This window comes from Xanthobacter autotrophicus, from assembly GCF_029991245.1.
Taxonomy (GTDB): Bacteria; Pseudomonadota; Alphaproteobacteria; order Rhizobiales; family Xanthobacteraceae; genus Xanthobacter; species Xanthobacter autotrophicus_C.
Map to the genome: position 1 here is coordinate 1 of NZ_JAIVFO010000085.1, position 20,156 is coordinate 20,156.

Consider the following 20,156-nt stretch of genomic DNA (forward strand, 5'->3'; position numbering starts at 1 on the left):
GGGCTGGGGTTGGGGCCAGACGGCAGGGCCACGGCCCGCCGGCGGGAGCGACGAAGCCGCCCGCGCCCGTTGCGCACGCAAGGCAGCCCAGCCGCCCCGCCGCTTGACGGCCACGCCGCAGGCGGGCACACGCTCACCCAACCCTTTCCTTGGCCGCAGGCCCCGGCGACACGCGCGCCGGCCGCGGCCCGACTTTCAGGTTTCCAGATGATCCGCTCGCCCCTCATCACCGTCATGGTCCAGGCCGTCCGCAAGGCGGGCCGGGCGCTCGCCCGCGACTTCGGCGAGGTGGAGCAGCTTCAGGTTTCCATGAAGGGGCCGGGCGATTTCGTCTCCGCCGCCGACCGCAAGTCGGAGGAGACGCTCCACGCCGAGCTGCTGCGGGTGCGGCCCACCTACAGCTTCCTCATGGAGGAAAGCGGCGCGGTGGAAGGCGCCGACACCTCCAACGTGTGGGTGGTGGACCCCCTCGACGGCACCACCAACTTCCTGCACGGCATCCCCATCTTCTCCATCTCGCTGGCGCTGGTGCGCAACGGGGTGCCGGTGGCCGGCGTCATCTTCAATCCGGTGATGGACGAGCTTTACGTGGCCGAGAGCGGCCAGGGCGCCTATCTGAACGACCGGCGCCTGCGGGTCGCGGGCCGCAAGAAGCTGGCCGACACCGTGGTGTGCTGCGGCCTGCCCCATCTCGGCCGGGGCGACCATGCCAAGTTCAACCGCGAGCTGGAAAAGGTGCAGGGCCAGGTCTCGGGCCTGCGCCGCACCGGCTCTGCCGCCATCGACCTCGCCTGGGTGGCCTCGGGCCGCTTCGACGCCTTCTGGGAACGCGACCTCTCGGCGTGGGACATGGCGGCGGGCATCGTGATGGTGCGTGAGGCGGGCGGCATCGTCACCGACCTTTCGGACGGCGACAAGATGCTCGACAAGGGCTCCGTCATCGCCGGCAACGAGATCATCCGCTCCGACCTCATGCGCCTGCTGAAGAGCGCCTGAGCTAAGCCTCCCCACATCACCGCCGGGCGAACAGCTTCTCCACGTCCTTCAGCGACAAGGTGACGAAGGTCGGCCGGCCGTGGTTGCACTCGCCGGCATTGGGCGTCTCCTCCATCTCGCGCAAAAGCGCGTTCATCTCCTCCACCTTCAGGCGCCGCCCCGCCCGGACCGAGCCATGGCAGGCCATGGTGGCGGCCACATGGAGCAGGCGCCGCTCCAGCGGCAAGGCGTCGTCCCATTCGGCGGCGTGCTCGGCGAGATCGGTGACGAGGCGGGTCACGTCCGCGTCCTTCAGCAGGGCCGGCACTTCCCGCACCAGCACCGCGCCGGGGCCGAAGCTCTCCAGCACCAGCCCGAGCGCCGCGAGATCGGCGGCGCGCTCGGTGAGGCGGTCCGCGTCGGTGGGATCGAGATCCACCACCGCCGGTATCAGCAGACCCTGCCGGCCGACGCCGTCCCGCGCCAGCGCCGCCTTCAGCTTCTCGTAGACCAGACGCTCGTGGGCGGCGTGCTGGTCCACCAGGACCAGGCCCTCGCGGGTCTGGGCGACGATATAGGTCTCGTGCAGTTGCGCCCGCGCCGCGCCCAGCGGCCGGTCGAGATCGACGGCGGAGACCGGCGCGGCATCGGCGCGCGCATCGGCCGAGGGCTCGGCGATGTCGAGCCGTGCCTGCTCCTCCTCCCCCAGCCCCGACGGCATCGGTCGGGCGGGCGACTGGCGCCAGTCATAATCGAGGGCTGGCGCCGGCCGGAAACCCGCGAAGGCCCCGCCGCCGGGGGTCGAGAACGGCGCGGCGGGCGAGCGCCGCGTTGCCAGCTCCGGCGTGCGGGCCAGCGCCACCAGCCGGTCGGCCATGGTGCCCGCGGTGGAGGGGATGCGCGCACCCAGCGCACCGGACAGGGTGCGCACGATCAGCGCGCGCACATTGCCACCGTCGCGGAAGCGCACCTCGGTCTTGGCGGGATGCACGTTCACATCCACGTCGCGCGGGTCGAGGCTGATGAACAGCGCCAGCACCGGATAGCGGTCCGACGGCAACAAGTCCGCATAGGCCGCGCGCACGGCGCCCATGAGCAGCTTGTCGCGCACCGGACGGCCGTTCACGAACAGATACTGGCTGAGCGAATTGGCCTTGGAGAAGGTGGGCAGGCCGGCGAGGCCCTCCAGCACCACGTCGTCCCGCACCCCTTGCACCGCCACCACATTGCGACCCGCCTCCGCCCCCAGCACATCGGCGAGGCGCGCGGCGCGGCCCTGTTCGTCATCGGCGCGCACCGGGAAGGTGACCGCGGCGCGCTCGTCGGTGACTAGGGTGAAGGCCACGTCCGGCCGCGCCAGCGCCAGGCGACGCACCACGTCCCCCGCCGCCGCGCCCTCGGCCCGGTCGGACTTCAGGAACTTCAGCCGGGCCGGCGTGGCATAGAACAGGTCCCGCACCTCCACCCGCGTACCGCCGCCCAGCGCGGCCGGGCGCGGCGGCGTGACCACCCCGCCGTCCACCCGCACCTCGAAGGCGTGGGCCGCGTCCCTGGGCCGGCTGGCGATGGAAAGATGCGCCACCGATCCGATGGAGGGCAGCGCCTCCCCCCGGAACCCGAGGGTGGAGATGGACAGCAGGTCTTCGCCATCGAGCTTGGAGGTGGCGTGGCGCTCCACGCACAGGGCGAGATCATCCGGCCCCATGCCGCTACCGTCGTCGGTCACGCGCACGAGGCGCCGGCCGCCGCCCTGGATCACCACCTCGATGGCGCCGGCGCCGGCATCCAGCGCGTTCTCCACCAGTTCCTTCACCACGGCAGCCGGCCGCTCCACCACCTCGCCGGCGGCAATGCGGTCGATGAGCACGGGAGGCAGGCGGCGGATGAGCATGGCGGCTTCGGCACGATTCGCGGTCGATTATCTTAAGGCCCCGCGCCGCCCGCGGCACCCCCGCGCAAGCCGCTGGCCGGGCGTGCCTTACCCGGATCCGCCACGCAGAAACAGAGCGAAGCTTGCTTTGCCGGCCGCTTGGCCTAAATCTGTGGGAAGAGATATTTCGTGAGCGGCGGCGCGAAAGGCGCAGCCTTGAAGGCGTGACCCATGAATTATGTTGAGGCGGCCAACGCGCCGCTGCGCAAGACCGGCCATATCAAGCTCTACGGGCCGGAAGGCTTCGAGGGCATGCGCAAGGCCGGACAACTCACCGCGCAGGCGCTCGACGCCGTGGCCGAGATGGTGGCGCCCGGCGTCACCACCGACGCCATCGACCGGCTGATCTATGAGTTCGCCATGGATCACGGCGCCTATCCGGCGACCCTGATGTATCGCGGCTATCGCTTCAGCGTGTGCACTTCGGTGAACCACGTGGTGTGCCACGGCATGCCCAACGCCCGCCCCCTGCGCGAGGGCGACATCGTGAACGTGGACGTGACGCTGGTGCTCGACGGCTGGTACGGCGATTCGAGCCGCATGTATCCCGTGGGCGCCATCCCGCGCCGGGCCGAGCGGCTGCTGGAAGTGACCTATGACGCCATGATGCTCGGCATTGCCGCCATCCGCCCCGGCGGCCATGTGGGCGACATCGGCGCCGCCATCCAGGATTTCGTGGAGCCCCAGCACATGAGCGTGGTGCGCGATTTCTGCGGCCACGGCGTCGGCCAGGTGTTCCACGACGAGCCCAATATCGTGCATGTGGGCCGCCGCGGCGAAGGGCCGAAGCTGATGCCCGGCATGATCTTCACCGTGGAACCCATGATCAATCTGGGCCGCCCCCACGTGAAGGTGCTGTCCGACGGCTGGACCGCCGTCACCCGCGACCGCTCCCTCTCGGCCCAGTTCGAGCACGCGGTGGGCGTGACCGAGACCGGCGTCGAGATCTTCACCCTGAGCCCCAAGGGCTATCACCAGCCGCCCTACACCGCCGCCTGAGGAAGAGCCGGACACGCTGATGGCCGAGGCGCCGGAAGACGGCCTGAACGATGCGCCCCATTTCCATGGGCACCGCGACCGCCTGCGTGCGCGCTTCCGCGAGGCGGGGGCGCAGGCCCTCGCCGATTACGAGTTGCTGGAGCTGGTGCTGTTCCGCGCCGTGCCGCGGCGGGACGTGAAGCCGCTGGCCAAGGCGCTGGTGGACCGCTTCGGCTCCTTCGCCGAGGTGGTGGCCGCGCCGGTGCCCCTGCTCGCTGAGGTTCCGGGGGTGAAGGATGCCATCATCACCGAGCTGAAGGTGGTGGAGGCGGCGGCCCAGCGCCTCGCCAAGGGGCAGGTGAAGCGCCGGCCGGTACTCTCATCCTGGAGCGCGGTGATCGACTATTGCCGCACCGCCATGGCCTATGCCGACCGCGAGCAGGTGCGCGTGCTGTTCCTCGACAAGCGCAACCAGCTCATCGCCGACGAGGTGCTGCAGACCGGCACCGTGGACCACGCGCCGGTCTATCCCCGCGAGGTGGTGAAGCGCGCCCTGGAGGTCTCCGCCTCCGCCGTCATCCTCTGCCACAACCACCCGTCCGGCGACCCGACGCCGTCGCGGGCCGACATCGACATGACCCGCAAGATCATCGACGTGGCCAAGCCCCTCGGCATCGAGGTGCACGACCACATCATCGTCGGCAAGGACGGGCATGCGAGCCTGAAGGGGCTGCGGCTGATCTGACGCGGTCAGAACACAGCGCTTGCGGGATGGCGTGAAGCCGCTTCAGAGCGCGGGAGAGCTCCAGAGCACGCGCCGATCTGCTTGCATCGCGAGCTGATCGGACAACGCGTTCTCTTTCTTGGATTTAGAGGGCGATTCACCAAATATGCGAGTGTCCGGCATCGGCGATAAGCTGGAGCCCCCTGCAAACGGCGTTGCCTGGATCGCAAAGAGGAGACTCCATTTCGCCGAATTCCTCGCCACCTTCGTCGATGTCGTCCGGGCGGGGAGCTTTTCCGGGGCCGCCCGTCGGCGCGCGGTGACACCCTTGGCGATCGTGCGCCAGATCGATGCGCTGGAGGAGGATCTGGGCGTTGCCCTGCTCAGGCATCCACCTCCTGCGCGCCCAGCCGCAGCCGAGCGCGAAGGTCAGAGCCTTCACGCAGGCACTGCGGAAATCGATCGGAAGCCCGCCGATCTGGGAGCCGTGCGTGATGGACGGCTGATGGGCCTACTGCGTCGGGAACAGACTCACCCGTCGCCCCGTTGTCGGGCCTTGGCGAGGGACGAGCGTCACAGCGGACCGGCGCGTTTCATCCGGAACCCCGCCATATATGGCGACGAGACGCCTCTGGCCTCATGCGGCGGGTCTCGCGGCCAGCCATTTCGGCAAATAGCTCCGCGCCGTGAGCGTCGGGTCGCCGGCGAGCTGAACGCCGGCCTTGCCGAGAAGCGTCACCAGCTCTCCGCGGTCGTGAAGGTCAAGGATGTCGACCGCGCCACCGATATGTGCGCCGCCGATGAATATCTGCGGAATGGTGCGCTGGCCGGTCAGGGCCTGAAGCACTTTGCGGATATCGCCGCCGAGTCCGTCGGCCTGCATCGCCACAGAATCGAGATCAACCGACCGGAACCGAACGCCTAGATCCCGGAGGAACCGGCGCACCGCCCAGCAGAACTCGCACCATTCCAGCGCAAACATCACGACGGGCTGTTCGGTGTCGTTGATCGCCTGTCTGACGAAGTCGCGAGCCCCATCCGGAGCCGGTTCGATCGCGACCGCCGCTGCCGCCGCGGGTTGCGATGCGGGAGCGCTGAAGCGGCACGACGGCGTCGAGTTCGAAATTTCCTTCTCGATGGCGTTCATCTCCTGTTCGATCTCATCGAAGAGCGGTGTCGACAGGTAGCGCTCGCCCGTATCGGGCACCATGAACAGGATTCGGGAGCCCTTTCGCGCCGTCTTTGCGACTTCGAGCGCTGCTGCCAGCGTCGCGCCCCCGGTGACGCCGCAGAAGATGCCTTCCTGCCGCGCAAGCTCGCGGGCGAGGCGCAGGGATTCTGCGCCGCCAACGGGCTGGATGGCATCGATCAGGCCCGTGTCGATGGCATCCGCGGTGAGCTGCGGGATGAAGTCGGGCGCCCATCCCTGCATGGGATGGGGGCGGAACAGCGGATGGCTCTCGGCCGGGGTGCCATCAGCCTTGCAGCGCTGCCGAATTCCGCTTGCCAGCATCGGCGTATTTTCGGGCTCCGACACGACGATCTGCGTGGCCGGACTCTCGGCCCGCAGAACCCGCGCAATGCCCTTGAGCGTGCCTCCCGTGCCCGCGCCGGTGACGAAATAGTCGGGCCCCGTCCCCCCGAAAGCCTCCAGGATTTCGCGTGCGGTCGTGCGACTGTGAATGTCGGCGTTGGCCTCGTTTTCGAACTGACGGGTCCAGAACCACCCGTGCGTCGCCGCGAGTTCGCGCGCCTTCTCGACCATGCCGGTGCCCTTTTCGGCAGCGGGCGTCAACACAACCCGCGCGCCGAGGAACCGCATCAGCTTCCGGCGCTCGACCGAGAAGCTCTCCGCCATCACAATGACCAGAGGATAGCCCTTGCGCGCACAGACCATCGCAAGCCCGATCCCGGTGTTGCCGCTCGTCGCCTCGATCACGGTCTGGCCGGGCTTCAATCTGCCGTCGCGTTCGGCGGCCTCGATAACGCCAAGGGCCAGCCGATCCTTGACCGAACCCAATGGATTGAACGCCTCGAGCTTGGCATAGAGCTCTACGTCAGGCGGCGAGAGACGCGCCAGGCGCACGACGGGAGTGTTGCCGATCGTATCGAGGATGGAGGTGTAGATATTGGACATTGCATGATCCTTTCTTGCTTGCTGCAAGGGATGGAGGCTGGCCTCAGCGCCGGTCCGGCAAACGCCGAGACGCGACGAATGCGCCAGTGGCCAGCAGCGCGGCGCCGCACAGCTCGAGCGGGCTCGGGCTTTCGTGCAGAACGACCGCGGCGATGATGACCGAAAACAACGGCACGATTGCCGCGAAGACAGAGGCACGCGTGGCGCCAAGCCGCCCGATCGCCCGGCCATAACAGTAGAGTGCGCCAATGGCCGAAAGCAGCGACTGATAAAAAACCTGCAGCAGCAGCTCGCCCGGCGCGATGGCGAGCAGCCGGGCCGGGGCGGACAAGGCCAGCCAGAGCGGTGTGTAGAGCGCGAGGGACGTGACGCAGATGACGGCGGTCGCGGTCAGGGGCAGCAGTCCCGAGCGCTTCAGCGCAACGGTGTAGCCAGCCCACATCAGCGCTCCGGTCACGAAGAGGCCCAGGCCATAGCCGCCGCGCCCCGCCTCCCATGTCCCGGCGGTCACGAAAGCCGCCCCCAGGAGGATGCAGCCGATGCCCGCGGCGAGGTGACGGGTGATCCTCTCGCGCAGGAATAGCAGGGACAGGATCAACGTGAACGCCGGCAGAAGTCCGACCGTGATCGCGCCGCCAAGACCAGCCGCCGTCAGCCGGACACCGGTGCCCGCGACGAGCACATAGGGCGCACCGGCGCCTGCCGCCATGAAGAACAGGAGCCGAGGCGCAACTGCACATATCGCCTGCCGTTCGCGCCAGGCGAGCGGCAGCAGCAACAGACCGGAAATGCCGAAGCGCAGTGCGGCGAGGTCTGTAACGGGCAGATCATTGACCACGCCAAGGCGCGTCACGGTCCACCAGCCGCTCCAGATTGCCGCTGCGCCGAGCCCCCAGAGATAGCCACTCGCCCCAATTGCGGCATTCCGCCAGCGCTTGGTATTGGGGAACGGAGCGCCCCGCGTCGCCAACGGCTTTTCCGGTATGACGGGGCTGCCATCCAGTGGCGACAACGCGCTTTGGTGAAGTTCCGACAACATGGGGGCGCCTTCCATTCGCCTTCCGGCCTCGCTGGCTGGAAATTAGCGATGGATGCCGACGCGGGTCCTTATCAGTGGCTGATCGTTCCCTTATCATTTGTTGTTTTTCGGCCTCTGCAGAGACCAGCCGTGATGCTGCATCGTTTTGGATTCTTTGAGCTGGATGAAGGGGCACGCTCCCTCACCTTGCGGGGAGCCGCCCAGAAAATGCAGCCGCGCGTCTTCGACCTGCTGGTCTACCTCGTCCGGAACGCCGGTCGCGTGGTGCCGAAGAACGAGTTGATGGATGCCCTGTGGCCGAACCTGACCGTCACGGAAGCCTCGCTGCAGCGTGCTGTCAGCCTTGCCCGCGCAGCGCTCGCTGCGGGCGGGCTCGAACATGCGATCCGTAGCTACGTCAGACACGGTTATCGTTTCGCAATTGATGAGCCGAGTCTTGGTGCCGCCGTCCCGAGCTTCGACGCGAGCGAGTCCAATCGCGCCCGGGCGCTGGAACTTGCCCGGGTGAAGGACTGGCACGGGGCCGCAATGGTCTTCGAAAGGCTGGACGCGGAGGGGCAACTCTGTGCAGCCGATATCGAAGTCTGGGCACTGGCCGTGGAATGCCAGGGCCGCCCTGCCGCGGCGATCCCGGTCCTGACCCGCGCCCTCGCTGCACATGTCGCAGAGGAAGAGCCCAATCTGGCCGCAAGAGTGGCCGTGACAATCGCCAAGCTTGAATTCGAGCGCTCGGCGCCGGCCGCAGCCTCGGGGTGGATGGCACGAGCCGAAGCCCTTCTGGGTAATACCGACGATCCGCGGACAAGCGCCTATTTGCTATGGATGAAGGCGCGGCAGGCTATTTTCGCGGGGAATGCGGCGGAGGCGCTCGATCTGGCACTCCAGTCCCAGCGCGCCGCTGTTGACTGCGGCGATTCGGGGCTGATCGCCCTCACGCTGGTCTATATGGGCTTCTACAACATTTCGCTTGGCCACATCGAGAAAGGCGTGAGTCAGCAGAACCACGCCGCGGCCATCGCCCTGTCAAGCAACGTGGATCCGGTCCTCGGAAGCCTTGTCTACTGCAACATCCTGTGGAGCTGCCGCACCTATCCCGACTGGTCGCGCGCCCGGCAATGGAGCGAAGGTTTCGACAGCTGGTGCGCTGCGAGCTACGCTGTTGTTCCAGGGACCTGCGACCTGCACCGCGCCGAGATCCTCGGGGCACAGCGCGATCTCAACAGCGCGCTTGTGGCCATTGACCAGGCCCTGCCGAAGTTATCCGAAGAGGAATCCTGGTCCATCGGCGATGGGTATCGGGTGCGCGGTGACGTCCACGCGATGATTGGCGATCTGGACGAAGCGCGCAAGGACTATGCTGCGGCTTATGCTGCAGGTTGGGACGCAGAGCCGGGAAGCGCGGTACTGCTTGCCGAAACGGGCAAAGTGGACATGGCGTTGGCAGCCCTGGATGGCGTGCTTGACGGCACAAGCTGGTACCACGTTCAACGGCGCGGGATTCTTTTGGCGCATAAGGCGCGCATTGCCGCCATGGGTGGCCATCGCGATATCGCCGCCAAGGCCTTGGACGAACTGACCGCACAATCCGCGCGCTGGACGCAGCCGGCGGTGCATGCCTTGATGAATGAAGCGCGCCATCTGCTCGCGAGCGAGGCCGAGGCGATGCCGTTCCTGATGCTTGCGCGGCAGCTCTGGACCAGCTCTGGGATTGAGTACCATGCGGCCCGCGTCCGGCTGGAACTGGCTTGTCTTTTGGCCAAGGCCGGAAATACCGCCGCCGCGCAGATCGAGATCGCGGCGGCAGAACGCATCGCCACCCGCATAGGCTCGCAGCGGCTTCGGAAGTTGGCGGCGGATCTGCAGCCGAAACTGATTTCCAGACCGCAGCGGCCCACATTGACCGCATCGGGAAAGCAAAGCGCCGCCGGTGCACGTGAATAGTCATCGAAAGATCAGTCGCCGGTAAGGACGGTCAACGCTCCCCTCCCCTAGTTTCCACCTCGCCACGCATGGTGCGGGGCCACAGTGTTCGGCTCGGGTAATGCCGGCCGTTCAGAGGGAACTAGGCAATGCAACTTTATGTCATCCGCCGGCCGAGCGCCTGGGCGTCGCTCGCCGAACTGGAAGTGGCCGGCGCCAAGTCAGCCAGGATCGGCAACGAGGAGATGCCCGACCGCGTGCGCTGGATCCGCAGTTATGTGGTGAACGAACCGGACGGCCGCATCGGCACCTTCTGCATCTATGAAGCCAAGGATGGTGACGCCATCCGCGAGCATGCCCGCCGCGTCGGTATGCCGGGAGAGGAATTCTACCCGGTCGCGACCACAGTCGTCGTACGGCCGGACCCGGTCGAAGCCGAGATGGTCTGAAACACACGCACCGCGCGGCCGCTTCAGCCACCCTTGAGCCGAACCGACCGAACGACATCGCAGAGGGGATCCGGCACGGCCGGGTCTCCCATTTTGGACGAATGGTCCTCCCGGACGCGCGGTCCTCCACCGGCATCCCGTTTCAAACGCATCTGATGGGCTCCACCAAGCGCCCCCGATTGCGGGCGATCGGCGGCCGTCGGCGTTCGCAGATAAATTCAGTTTATGGGAATTGGCGCGCCCGCCCCGGCGCGGATTCAGGATCCTGGCTCTGACGCCGGAACCGGTCTTTCGATTGGACGTGCGGAGCCACCCGCGGCGCATTCCACGGATGTCGCTCCGCAGGCGATCAACGGGCCGCAGAACCATCCGACCGCGGTGCGCTTGCGGGGAAGCTGCGTCGCACCCTTGGCGCCTCTCCGATTGGGTGGCGATTCCTGTCGGTAGCTGATACGCGTCACGGAGCCGGGCCGGCCGCAATGAGGGAGCTGCGGTGTGAAGATCCTGCTGGTCGACGACCATGTCCTCATCCGCGATGCGATGCGCAGCGTTCTGCGCGAGATCGATGGCTCGGCGTCGGTCTACGAGGCGCAGAGCGGTCGCGAGGCCGACGACCTGATCGTCCGGAACGAGGATATCGCCCTTGTTCTTCTCGACCTGAGGCTGCCAGACCGCGATGGACTGGAAATGTTGTCGGACTTGCGCAAGAGCCATCCGGCAATCGCCGTCGTGATGCTTTCGGCTTTTTGCGATCGGGACAATGTGCTCAAGTCGCTCGCGATCGGCGCGCAGGGGTTCATCGCGAAGACCGCGACGCGCGACGTGCTGCTTGGCGCGTTGCGGCTGGTGCTGGCGGGCGGCGTCTACATTCCTCCCGAAATCCTCGACCGCGCCCCGGAGCCCGCTCCGCAGCCCACCCCCAAGCCGGATCGGCATGGGCCGACGCCTTCCGATCTGGGGCTGACGGAGCGCCAGCTCGATGTTTTGGCATTGATGATGGAAGGGAAGAGCAACAAGCTCATTTGCCGGCACCTCGATCTCGCGGAACCGACGGTGAAGAACCACGTTTCCGCGATCCTGAAGGCGCTCGACGTCAACAACAGGACCGAGGCGGTGCTGGCCGTGACCAGGCTCGGCTGGTCCCTTCCGCTGCTCGATAAATAATACCAACGGTCATTGGAAATGACCGTTGGTATTGGGCCCCGGCGCCCGCCCGCTCAGGCGGCATCGGAGCGGTGCAGCGTGGCCATCATCATGGCCCGGAGCACCATGGGGCTGATCGGCTTGTGCAGCAATGCGTGACCGTGCGGCCCGATCTTGCCGGTCTGCCCGACGGAGATGTCGCCGGTGATGAGGAAGGCGGGCACGGACGTTCCAAATTTTCGGCGCAGGTCGTCGATCGCAGCGATCCCTGTACCTCCGCCGGCGAGATGCAGATCCGAGATGATCAGATCGGGCGCGGTGCCGTTGAGGCGCAGGCTCGCCCCGGAGCTTGAGTCCGCCACCACGACGCGGCAGCCCCAGCTCATCAACAGCCCCTGCGTGCCTTCCCGCACCAGCGGGTCGTCATCGATGACCACCACCAGCTTGCCGCGCAGCAGGTCGGCCTGCGTGAGCGCCGGCTCGCTCCGGACAACGCATGCGCCGGCGGGAGCCATGGGCAGCGAGATGGAAAAGCGGGACCCCCGGCCACGGATCGAAGTCAGCGTGAGGGGGTGATCGAGCAGCGAACACAGCCGCTCGACAATGGCGAGGCCCAGCCCGAGCCCTTCGCCCACGTCGTGGCCGTCGTGCTGGATCCGGTAGAACTCGCCGAAGATGGCACGCTGCTGGTCTTCGGCGATCCCCGCGCCGGTGTCGCAGACGTCGATGCGCAGCGCTCCTCCAGCGTGCCGGCAGCCGACCACCACCCCGCCAACGGAGGTGTAGCGCACGGCGTTCGAGACGAGATTGAGGAGAATGCGGCCAAGCAGGATGGAATCGCTCGCCACCCAGGCCGAGCTCTTCACCACGCGGAAGTGCAGTCCCTTCTCGCGCGCGGTCGCCGAGAAGGTGGCCTCGGTCCGCGAAAGGACGTCCTCGACAGGAAAGGCGGCGATGCGCGGCGTGAGGGCACCGGCATCCAGCCGCGAGATATCGAGCAGCTCGTTGAACAGGCGGTTCATGCTGTCGACGCAGGAGGCGATGTTTCGCGTCAGGCGCTCCCTCTCGGCGCGGTCAGGCGTGCTGCTCAGCTGGGCGACCAGCAGGTTCAGCGCATGCAGCGGCTGGCGAAGATCGTGACTGGCGACCGCCAGGAAACGGGACTTCGCCATGTTGGCCTCCTGGAGCTTTCGGGTCCGCTCATCTACCTTGCGCTCGAGGCCCTCGTAGGAGCCCTGAAGCCGGCTTGCCATGGAATTGAACTGGTGGGCCAGGGCGCCCAGTTCGTCACGCGTCTTGATCTCGATGCGATGGTCGAGGGCACCGACGCCGATCTGCTGGGCGCCGGCGGCAAGCGACCGGATGGGGACGACCATGTGCCGGGCGAGCAACAGGGCGGCCACAAAGGCCAGCGCCAGTCCGGCCACCGTCAGCGCCAGCGATCGTGCCAGGGCGGCATAGAGCGGGGCGCTTGCCTCTTGCTCGGGCAGCTCGATGAAGACCAGCCAGTCGAGCGGCTTCACCACGGCGAAGGTGGTCAGGACGGGCTTGCCGTCGAGGTCCAGCGCCGGCAGCGAAGAGCGCTCCGGGGTGGTGCTTGCGCTGCGCGCCGCGGCCACCTGCGGAAGGTGCGACAGGTCCATGTTGCGCAGGACGTGGCTGATATCGGGGTGTGCGATCAGATGGCCCTGGGCGCCGACCACGTAGGCCTTGCCGGCGCGTCCCACGTGGATCTGGCTCACGACGTCCCAGATGTGCTTGAGGTTCACCTCGGCCACGCTCACGCCGGCGTCGCGGCGGGCCCCCCCGACGGCGAGCGTCATGTAGGGCTCGGTCTGGCGCCGGAAATAGACCGGCCCGTAGTAGACGCCGTCGGCCAGTGCGACCTTGAACATCTCCTCCGAGGAATGATCCGCGTTGCTGCCGGGGTTGTCCTCGGCCTGGCGGGACAGGTGGAGCCGCTCCCGCCCCTGCGGATCGAGAAGCCTGAGCTCGGTGATGGCCGGCACCTGCCGCAGCAGGCGCCGCGCGTCGAGCTCGCGCTGGTCCATGGCGGTGATCGCCCAGGAAAGGTGGGTGGTCCACTCCATCTGGTTCTCGATCTCGCGCACGAACTGCGAGATCTTCTCCGCCGCCGCGGCCGCCTGCTCCATCTGCAGCCGATAGAGGTTCACCCGGTTCTCGTCATACATGAACCAGATGTTGACGAGGCCGTTGCCGACAAGGGCGATGCCCAGGACGGCGGCGAACATGGCGGCGTATTTCCAGAACAGCCCGCCCTGCGCGAGCGGGCGCACGATCGAGGAGGCGCCCCCGGATTTCGTGGCTGGTCCGCTGTTCATCGCGCTTGCGCTCCTTAGAGCGTTTCACTGTTTCGTGGAAGCAATGAAACGCTCCATGTTATTGAATTATCGCACCTTCCTCACGCGATCCGGTGTCCGCTTCGCATCGAAAATGCTCCTGGAGCCTCACGGTGGGATCGCCCGTTCTGGCGGGAGCCGGTGCCGATGAGCTTCGCGGGCCGATCTCGCAGGAGTATATATGAGAAAGTTATACTGCGGATTGTGCTGGCGTGGAGCCTCAAGCCCCGGGGAGAGCACAGTATGATGCGCATCTGGGATCGACGCCAACTTGGAATCGCGCTGGGTTGCACCATGCTGTGGCCGGCAGGCCATGTCCTGGCGCAGACGTTGGAGAAGAAGCCGCGCCGGATCGGCCTGATGATGGCCGTCTCGGCTGGGGATGCCGAAGGCGATGCCCGGGTCGAGGCGTTCCGCAAGGGGTTGCGGGAAGCGGCCGGGACTGCCGCCGCCGACATCGATGTGGACGTCGTCTGGTACAAGGGCAACTTCCAGGTGGCACAGTCGGAGACCAAGGCCCTGCTCGAGCGGGGGGTCGACGTCATCGTCGTCAACGGCACGCCGGGGATGGACGCCATCCGGGCGAGCGGGACGCAACTGCCGATCATCTTCGTCGTGGTGAGCAATCCTGTCGGCGCGGGCTACGTCCCGAACCTGTCCCGGCCGGGGGGCAACATCACCGGCTTCTCTACCTTCGAGCCCGAAATGGCGGGAAAGTGGCTGCAGATCCTGCGGCAGCTTTCGCCGGGCATGAAGAACGTCAACATGCTGCTCGACCCCAAGTTCAAGGGGTTCAATTCGCTCCTGGAGGCGGTGGAGCAGATTGCGCCGAACCATGGAATCGTGGCGCACGCGGCGCGCGCCAGCAGCCTTGCAGAGATCGAGGCCGCGCTGGCAGAGATCGCCCGGCAGGACATGCCGGGCCTGATCGTGAGCCCCAGTCCGATCAACACCGTCAACAGACGGGCGTTGATCGAAGGCGTGAACGCGGCGCGCATTCCCGCGATCTATCCCTTCCGGTTCTATGTCCGGGATGGCGCCCTGGCCGCCTACGGCTTCAACGCCGCGGACCAGTTCCGGCGGGCCGGGGGCTATGCGATCCGCATTCTGCGCGGCGAAAAGCCGGGCGACCTGCCGGTCCAGTCTCCGAGCCTGTTCGAGTTCGGCATCAACCTGAACACCGCCCGGCAGATCGGGATCACGGTTCCGCAAGCACTTCTGGTCTCCGCAGATGAGATCATCGAGTAGGCGCGGCCGTCTGCCGGCCGCACCCTTTTTGTAGCGCCAAGGCCGTCACGCCTCGCCCGTATGGTGGCCTCACGCTGCCTTGCCCTCGGTTCGCGCGTCGTCCTCGGCGAGGAGCGGCATGGTGTAGGTCGTGGCCGTGCCGACGACGCACGGCTCGCCCATGGCATTGCGCACGATGGTCTCGATCCGGCAGATGGGCTTGTCTTCGCGCACCTGTTCGACCTTGACCGAGGCGTGGATGGTCTCGCCGACCCGCACGGCCTTGACGAATTTCCAGGCGGTCTCGAGGAAGACGGTGCCAGGGCCCGGCAGATCCTCGGCGACCACCGCATTCAGGAGCCCCGTCGTGACGCCACCCTGCACGATCAGGCCGCCGAACGGCGACTTTTCGGCCAGCTCGGCATCGTAGTGGACCGGGTTCCGGTCCCCGGTCATCTCGGTGAACATCTCGACGTCGCGCATCGAGGTTTGCCGCACCCGTTCGGCGGTGGCGCCAATCTCGGGCCGACCGGCGATGGTGCGGCGCCACGGGGAGTCCTGAGTGTCCATTTCTTTCTCCATAGCGGTTGAACGCAGGTTTGCTGTGGTCGCCAGTCGAGCCAGCCGGCCGGTTTCGGCCTTCATGGCTGAGCTGAGCTGGGTGTGGAGCGCCTTGACCGTGCCCGGCGTCCAGTCGAACGACGCCACCGCGTCCGTCACCTCGAACAGCGGCAGCGAAAGGACATCGCGCTCCTGATGGTACGCCGACATGGCATGTTCCCCGCCGGCCAGCACCGCGCGTGCCAGCAACTCGGCGTCGCGCAGCGCATCCGTCATGCCGTGCGCGGTGAGCGGGTCCTTGAAGTAGCCCGCATCGCCGACGAGCGCCCAGCCCGGCCCATGGGGCTGGCGGAGGAAGCCCCTCGTACCGGCGAAGCCGCGCAACGCGCCAACGATGCGAGCGTCCTTGATGGCGCGCTCGAGATTGCAATCGCATTGCCCGAGGACGTTGGCGAAGCCCCGCGCCACATCCCCGCGGAATGTCGATGCGAACTGGTCCTGCGGCACGCCGACAAACACGCAATGCTGGTTCTCGTTGGTCGGAATGGTGCCGGCAGCCGCGCCGCGCTCGAAATACCAGTGGAGGCCGTCGTCGCGCAGGCCGTCGAAGTATCCGTAGGCGCAGGCCGAAGCGCTGCGGCTTTGCAGATAGGTCTCGGCGGCGACCAGCCTGGCGACCAGGGACTGGCGCCCGTCCGCGCCGACAACGAGGTCGGCCCGGACGCCGATCGGGCGATCCTCGCCGGAGTTCAACCAGACACCGACGACGCGCCCGCTCGAATCGAACTGCAGGCCCGGCACCACCACGCCATGCCGCACGTCCGCACCCGCTGCTTCGGCGGCATCCACCAGGATCGTGTCCAGCACCGTGCGGCGCGGCGCATAAAGGTGCTCCACCCCGCATTCCGGCTTGATGGCGACGCGGATGCATTCCGCCCCATAGTGGAACGTCGTGCTGGCGATCTTCGGCGTGCCCTGCGCCACGATCTTCGGCAGGAGGCCCCATTGCTGGAGCTGGAACACGCCGGCGCGCATCAGCGCGTGCGTCGACATGGTATCGGAGCCACGAGCCTGCCGGTCGACGACCAGCACCTTTGCTCCGGCTCTGGCGAGGAGGAAGGCTGTCGCTGCGCCGGCGCAGCGCGCGCCGACAACCACGACGTCATAGTGAGAAGACAACGGGGTCATGGGACGACACTCCTAGGCAGCAGCCCTGGCAAGGAAGGAGAGCATGTGGTCGGCAAGGTCGCGGGCGTCGGCCGCGGCCCCGTCGATGAACGAGGACTTGCGCCGGCGCATGAATCGCAGCCCCATGACGTACATGCCGGGCGAGGCAACGATGCCGCCGGAGTGGCGCATGCGGCCCTTACGGTCGAGCACGGGCACGTCCAGCCATGAGTAGTCGGGCCGAAAGCCGGTCGCCCAGATGATCGTCTCGATGCGGCCGTGGCGGAGATCGAGGCCGAGGCGAGGCGTCCTATCGAGGCGTGTCGGCTCGAAGCGGCGGGGAGGGCCGAAGCCGTGATCGTGCCCGCTCGCAGCGACCCACGCGTCGATGCTGTCGAGGAGGCGGTTCATTTTCAGGTCCGCCAGCGCGCAATGGTTGGCGAGCCCGCCGGAGAATTTCGCCTCGCCCCCGTCGAGGGCAACGAGCCTGCCGACGATTTCGACGCCCGCATCCCGCAGGGTGTTGAGATCGATCGTCTCGTGCTCCGGCGTGCCGATCAACTGCGCCGTAGGCAAGCGCCGGGCGCGCTCGAGATCGGGGATCTCGTCATGGCGAACGTCCATGAGGCCCATGGCATCCATCCACCAGTTGATGTCACGGCCACGGTAGAGGCGCGGCAGCCGCACATGCTCGCCGACGCACAGCAGCACGTCGCGTCCCGAAGCGCGGATCTCCCTGGCAAGCTGCACGCCGGTTGCCGAGGCCCCGACGATCATCACGCCGCCGGGGCGCAATTGCCGGGGGTTGCGGTAGGCGAACGGCTCCAGGCACTCGATGTCCGCCGGCGCCCCGTTGGACAAGGTCGGCACGACGGGCATGGCGCAAATCCCGCTTGCAACGACCACGGTCCGGCACATCCAGCTGCCGCGGTCCGTGTCCACCCTGTATCCGCCGGAGCGCGCGCTCACCCGGAGCACCGTCGTGTCGGTCTCGACGGGCGCACCGATGCGATCCGAATAGGACTGCAGATAGCCGGTCAGCTCCGGCGCGGTCATGTACCCATCAGGGTCAGGCCCGGCATACGCATGGCCCGGCAGACGGCTCTGCCAGTTCGGCGTGAGGAGGCGGAGCGAGTCCCACCGCTGCGTCCGCCACGAGTTGGCAACCTTGCCCCGATCGAGCACGACATGATCGATGCCGCGATCGAGAAGGTGCTTGCTCATGGCGAGACCGCAGTGGCCGGCGCCGATGACGACGGTCGCAATGTGTTTCACGATACTCGCTCCCTGGCTCCAGGCCGCCGCCGCTCAGCCGACCGTGACGTACACGGCGGTGGGGTTGGTGATGATGTCGAATACGGCGGACCGCTTCTGCGATTGGGCGACAAGCGCCGCAATTTCGTCCTTGCTGGCGTCCGCGCGGATATCGAAGTGGACGTGGACGGCGCTGAAGCCGTTGCGGACCTCGTCGTCGATGCCGAGGATGCCCTGAATGTCCATCTCCGCCTCGAGGCTGGCCTTGACGGAGTGGAGCTGGATGCCGCGATTCTGGGCGACAGCGGCCACGCCTGCCGTCAGGCAGCCGGCGAGGCCGGCGAGGACCAGCTCGACGGGGGTCGGGGCAGTGTCCTCCGACGCGAAGACCTCCGGGTGGTCGGCTTCGACGGAGAAGGTCTTGGTGCGCGACTGCTCGGCGCCGAGGCCGAAGAAGCCTCCGATGGTCGAGCGGCTATGCGTCCCCTGGATCCATTCGCAGGAGGCACGCCATTTGAACGCCGCGGCTTCGGGCATCTGGGAGAGAGCCTCGCGGGCGCCGAGAAGAGCGGCAACGTTGACGCCGTTGTTGACGCCCTGGCTGGTGGAGAGAGCGGTGGTCATGGTCTCATTCCTTTCGAACAGGTGCTTGGCGGTGACGGTCATCGGTTGATCCCAAGAACCGCCAGTGGGTGCCGGGCCCGTGATTTCGGGCAAGGCGGTCACGGCCGGCAGCGCACGGCGCCACCGGGGAAAACTCGGCAAGATGTGGTGCGCGGGTCGGGCCATCGCGGAAGCGCCGCGGCCTGCCGCGTGTCAGGCGGCGATGGTCGGCTCGATCGTCGTGCGGATCTCAGTGGTTTCCGTGGCCGGAAGCCCACTGATCCCGGCATGGCGCCGAATGATGTTCCCGCCCGTCGCCATGTGATGCAGAAGATCCTGTTGGCGGCGACGGAGCGCTTGACCCACTGGATGTGCGGGCCAAGCTTGCGCAGGACATGGTTCAACTTCTGCGCGGCCCGCCCGGAACTGCTCGCGCTCGAAGCTGCCGGCGTTCGGGATGTCGCGCTCGATGACGTATTAACGGAGAGACATGGTCGTCGTCCTCGGGATGGCTATGGCCGTCGGCAGCCTCGCTGCGACACGTGAAATCAATCACGAACCGGGGACACGGGAAAATCAGTCGGGAGGACCACCCGGGATCGGCGAGGACGCCGGTCGAAGAGGGTCCATCTCAAGGAAAAATAATCAGAAATTCTGCATTTCGTAGCATTCGGTGCGCCGCCCTCAGGAACCAGTACTGAAGTATCAGCAGGGCAACGGTACCGCCGCCACCCTGGCCGGCGGCGCTGGATTCTTCCCGCAGATGGCATCGCGGGGCAGCGATCACCGCTAGCCGGGCGAGCTGCCCGGAAGCGGCCCTTCCTCGGGCCCTCCAAATGGTGAGAAGCGGAAATTTCCACCCTATGCGCAGGTCTCGCCATCGCTTTACCCTTGGCGAGTTCGTCGATGAGCTTGTCGAGGTAGCGGATTTCCCTGAGCGGCTCGGCGACGTCCCAGATACGAACGCCGCACACGGCGCCCTTATTTTCAGTTCGCGCGGGGTTCAATGCGGGAGCCTGGCCGAGGAATGTCTCGAAGTCCTATTTGTTACTGTGACGTTGCCCCTCGCCGATCTGCAGCAATGGGCGGATCCAGGTACAGCGAACTCAACGTCCGATCCGAACAGCAGAACAGTGCGCCCGGCCGCGCCGCAGCATCGGACAACTCGCCGAACTGCCTAGGTGGTGTGGACGGATTTGATGAGGATGAAGCTCAGGGCGAGGGCGACGATGGCGGCGAAGCCGCATTCGGTCTTCTCGCAGCGCAGGGCGACGCGCTTGAATCGCTTCAGCTTTCCGAAGCACTGCTCGATGCGGGCACGGCCCCGGTAGAGCGCCTTCGGGAAGAAGACCGGGCGGTCTTTCGCATTGGATTTGAAGGGGATGGCGGGCGCGATGCCGCGAGCCCGGGCTATGGCCCGGTTGGCCTTGGCGTCATAGCCCTTGTCGGCGAGGGCGGCGCGCGGCTTCACATCGGGACCAAGATCCAGCAGCAGCTTGAAGAGTGGGCTGTCGCCGGCCTCACCACCGGTCAGGTGGAAGGCGATCGGCTGGCCGTCGAAATCGCTCTTGAGGTGGATCTTGGTGGAGAAGCCACCCCGCGATCGGCCGAGGGCCTGGCCCTGCTGCCCCCTTTTGCCCCGGCGGCGGAGACATGGGCGCGCACGACGGTGGAATCGAACATCTGGAC

General features: G+C 67.0%; 16 protein-coding genes and 2 pseudogenes. 9 read left to right on the top strand and 9 right to left on the bottom strand.

Annotation, left to right across the window (positions count from 1 at the left end):
* Positions 1-207: 207 nt before the first annotated feature.
* A complete protein-coding gene (locus K9U41_RS14600) occupies positions 208-996 on the top strand; it encodes an inositol monophosphatase family protein (RefSeq protein ID WP_282641580.1) in 789 nt (262 codons plus the stop codon).
* Positions 997-1,012: 16 nt separating this feature from the next.
* Here K9U41_RS14600 and mutL read toward each other — a convergent pair whose 3' ends face one another.
* Positions 1,013-2,866 carry a DNA mismatch repair endonuclease MutL gene (mutL, locus tag K9U41_RS14605; protein ID WP_282641581.1) on the bottom strand — a complete coding sequence of 618 codons (1,854 nt, stop codon included), beginning with the start codon at positions 2,864-2,866 and terminating at the stop codon, positions 1,013-1,015.
* A gap of 210 nt (positions 2,867-3,076) precedes the next feature.
* Between mutL and map the strand changes: the two genes are divergently transcribed.
* From map to K9U41_RS14620, 3 genes and pseudogenes are all read left to right on the top strand, one after another.
* Positions 3,077-3,904 (top strand): type I methionyl aminopeptidase, encoded by an 828-nt coding sequence (gene map / locus K9U41_RS14610; RefSeq protein WP_282641582.1) that lies wholly within the window; start codon positions 3,077-3,079, stop codon positions 3,902-3,904.
* A 19-nt stretch (positions 3,905-3,923) separates the two neighbouring features.
* The gene (gene radC, locus K9U41_RS14615; RefSeq protein WP_282641583.1) at positions 3,924-4,628 is read left to right on the top strand and encodes a RadC family protein; all 705 of its coding nucleotides are present in this window, start codon (positions 3,924-3,926) and stop codon (positions 4,626-4,628) included.
* A 145-nt stretch (positions 4,629-4,773) separates the two neighbouring features.
* Positions 4,774-4,938 (top strand): annotated as a pseudogene (locus tag K9U41_RS14620) (helix-turn-helix domain-containing protein); the annotation flags it as partial.
* A gap of 306 nt (positions 4,939-5,244) precedes the next feature.
* Here the strand turns inward: K9U41_RS14620 and K9U41_RS14630 are convergent.
* Entirely contained in the window at positions 5,245-6,744 is a 1,500-nt protein-coding gene (locus K9U41_RS14630) for a pyridoxal-phosphate dependent enzyme (protein ID WP_349237852.1), read from the bottom strand.
* A gap of 43 nt (positions 6,745-6,787) precedes the next feature.
* The gene (locus tag K9U41_RS14635) at positions 6,788-7,783 is read right to left on the bottom strand and encodes a DMT family transporter (protein WP_282641584.1); all 996 of its coding nucleotides are present in this window, start codon (positions 7,781-7,783) and stop codon (positions 6,788-6,790) included.
* 48 nt (positions 7,784-7,831) lie between these two features.
* Between K9U41_RS14635 and K9U41_RS14640 the strand changes: the two genes are divergently transcribed.
* The 3 genes from K9U41_RS14640 to K9U41_RS14650 all read left to right on the top strand — a co-directional run bounded on the left by K9U41_RS14640 (position 7,832) and on the right by K9U41_RS14650 (position 11,316).
* The gene (locus tag K9U41_RS14640; protein WP_282641585.1) at positions 7,832-9,724 is read left to right on the top strand and encodes a winged helix-turn-helix domain-containing protein; all 1,893 of its coding nucleotides are present in this window, start codon (positions 7,832-7,834) and stop codon (positions 9,722-9,724) included.
* Between the two features lie 128 nt (positions 9,725-9,852).
* Positions 9,853-10,152, top strand: coding sequence for a nickel-binding protein (locus K9U41_RS14645; protein ID WP_138397840.1), 300 nt, complete (start codon positions 9,853-9,855; stop codon positions 10,150-10,152).
* Between the two features lie 495 nt (positions 10,153-10,647).
* Positions 10,648-11,316 carry a response regulator transcription factor gene (locus K9U41_RS14650; protein WP_282641586.1) on the top strand — a complete coding sequence of 223 codons (669 nt, stop codon included), beginning with the start codon at positions 10,648-10,650 and terminating at the stop codon, positions 11,314-11,316.
* 53 nt (positions 11,317-11,369) lie between these two features.
* Here K9U41_RS14650 and K9U41_RS14655 read toward each other — a convergent pair whose 3' ends face one another.
* A complete protein-coding gene (locus tag K9U41_RS14655) occupies positions 11,370-13,637 on the bottom strand; it encodes a hybrid sensor histidine kinase/response regulator (RefSeq protein ID WP_282641587.1) in 2,268 nt (755 codons plus the stop codon).
* A gap of 261 nt (positions 13,638-13,898) precedes the next feature.
* Between K9U41_RS14655 and K9U41_RS14660 the strand changes: the two genes are divergently transcribed.
* Positions 13,899-14,903: an ABC transporter substrate-binding protein gene (locus tag K9U41_RS14660; protein WP_282641588.1), complete on the top strand. Its 1,005-nt coding sequence runs from the start codon at positions 13,899-13,901 to the stop codon at positions 14,901-14,903.
* A gap of 69 nt (positions 14,904-14,972) precedes the next feature.
* Here K9U41_RS14660 and K9U41_RS14665 read toward each other — a convergent pair whose 3' ends face one another.
* Genes K9U41_RS14665 through K9U41_RS14675 form a run of 3 tightly spaced genes read right to left on the bottom strand, consistent with a single transcriptional unit; the run spans position 14,973 to position 18,530 of the window.
* On the bottom strand, positions 14,973-16,631 hold the full coding sequence (locus K9U41_RS14665; RefSeq protein WP_282641589.1) for an FAD-dependent monooxygenase: 1,659 nt from the start codon (positions 16,629-16,631) through the stop codon (positions 14,973-14,975).
* A 12-nt stretch (positions 16,632-16,643) separates the two neighbouring features.
* Positions 16,644-17,885: an NAD(P)-binding domain-containing protein gene (locus K9U41_RS14670; protein ID WP_282641590.1), complete on the bottom strand. Its 1,242-nt coding sequence runs from the start codon at positions 17,883-17,885 to the stop codon at positions 16,644-16,646.
* Positions 17,886-17,918: 33 nt separating this feature from the next.
* Positions 17,919-18,530 (bottom strand): OsmC family protein, encoded by a 612-nt coding sequence (locus tag K9U41_RS14675; protein ID WP_282641591.1) that lies wholly within the window; start codon positions 18,528-18,530, stop codon positions 17,919-17,921.
* A 37-nt stretch (positions 18,531-18,567) separates the two neighbouring features.
* On the opposite strand from K9U41_RS14675, the gene K9U41_RS14680 reads away from it, so the two are divergent.
* The gene (locus K9U41_RS14680) at positions 18,568-18,792 is read left to right on the top strand and encodes a hypothetical protein (protein WP_282641592.1); all 225 of its coding nucleotides are present in this window, start codon (positions 18,568-18,570) and stop codon (positions 18,790-18,792) included.
* A 553-nt stretch (positions 18,793-19,345) separates the two neighbouring features.
* On the opposite strand, the pseudogene K9U41_RS14685 reads toward K9U41_RS14680, so the two are convergent.
* Both K9U41_RS14685 and K9U41_RS14690 read right to left on the bottom strand, forming a co-directional pair.
* Positions 19,346-19,507 (bottom strand): annotated as a pseudogene (locus K9U41_RS14685) (DUF2200 family protein); the annotation flags it as partial.
* A gap of 137 nt (positions 19,508-19,644) precedes the next feature.
* Positions 19,645-20,156 (bottom strand): IS5 family transposase (locus K9U41_RS14690; protein ID WP_282641593.1); only part of this gene is annotated, 512 nt, incomplete at its 5' end.

What these genes read in the sequence shown, in the direction of transcription:
- radC (WP_282641583.1), top strand. Translation starts at nt 3,924, where the DNA reads ATGGCCGAGGCGCCGGAAGACGGCCTGAACGATGCGCCCCATTTCCAT.
- K9U41_RS14640 (WP_282641585.1), top strand. Translation starts at nt 7,832, where the DNA reads ATGGATGCCGACGCGGGTCCTTATCAGTGGCTGATCGTTCCCTTATCA.
- map (WP_282641582.1), top strand. Translation starts at nt 3,077, where the DNA reads ATGAATTATGTTGAGGCGGCCAACGCGCCGCTGCGCAAGACCGGCCAT.
- mutL (WP_282641581.1), bottom strand. Translation starts at nt 2,866, where the DNA reads ATGCTCATCCGCCGCCTGCCTCCCGTGCTCATCGACCGCATTGCCGCC.
- K9U41_RS14630 (WP_349237852.1), bottom strand. Translation starts at nt 6,744, where the DNA reads ATGTCCAATATCTACACCTCCATCCTCGATACGATCGGCAACACTCCC.
- K9U41_RS14635 (WP_282641584.1), bottom strand. Translation starts at nt 7,783, where the DNA reads ATGTTGTCGGAACTTCACCAAAGCGCGTTGTCGCCACTGGATGGCAGC.
- K9U41_RS14655 (WP_282641587.1), bottom strand. Translation starts at nt 13,637, where the DNA reads ATGAACAGCGGACCAGCCACGAAATCCGGGGGCGCCTCCTCGATCGTG.
- K9U41_RS14665 (WP_282641589.1), bottom strand. Translation starts at nt 16,631, where the DNA reads ATGACCCCGTTGTCTTCTCACTATGACGTCGTGGTTGTCGGCGCGCGC.
- K9U41_RS14600 (WP_282641580.1), top strand. Translation starts at nt 208, where the DNA reads ATGATCCGCTCGCCCCTCATCACCGTCATGGTCCAGGCCGTCCGCAAG.
- K9U41_RS14675 (WP_282641591.1), bottom strand. Translation starts at nt 18,530, where the DNA reads ATGACCGTCACCGCCAAGCACCTGTTCGAAAGGAATGAGACCATGACC.
- K9U41_RS14660 (WP_282641588.1), top strand. Translation starts at nt 13,899, where the DNA reads ATGATGCGCATCTGGGATCGACGCCAACTTGGAATCGCGCTGGGTTGC.
- K9U41_RS14645 (WP_138397840.1), top strand. Translation starts at nt 9,853, where the DNA reads ATGCAACTTTATGTCATCCGCCGGCCGAGCGCCTGGGCGTCGCTCGCC.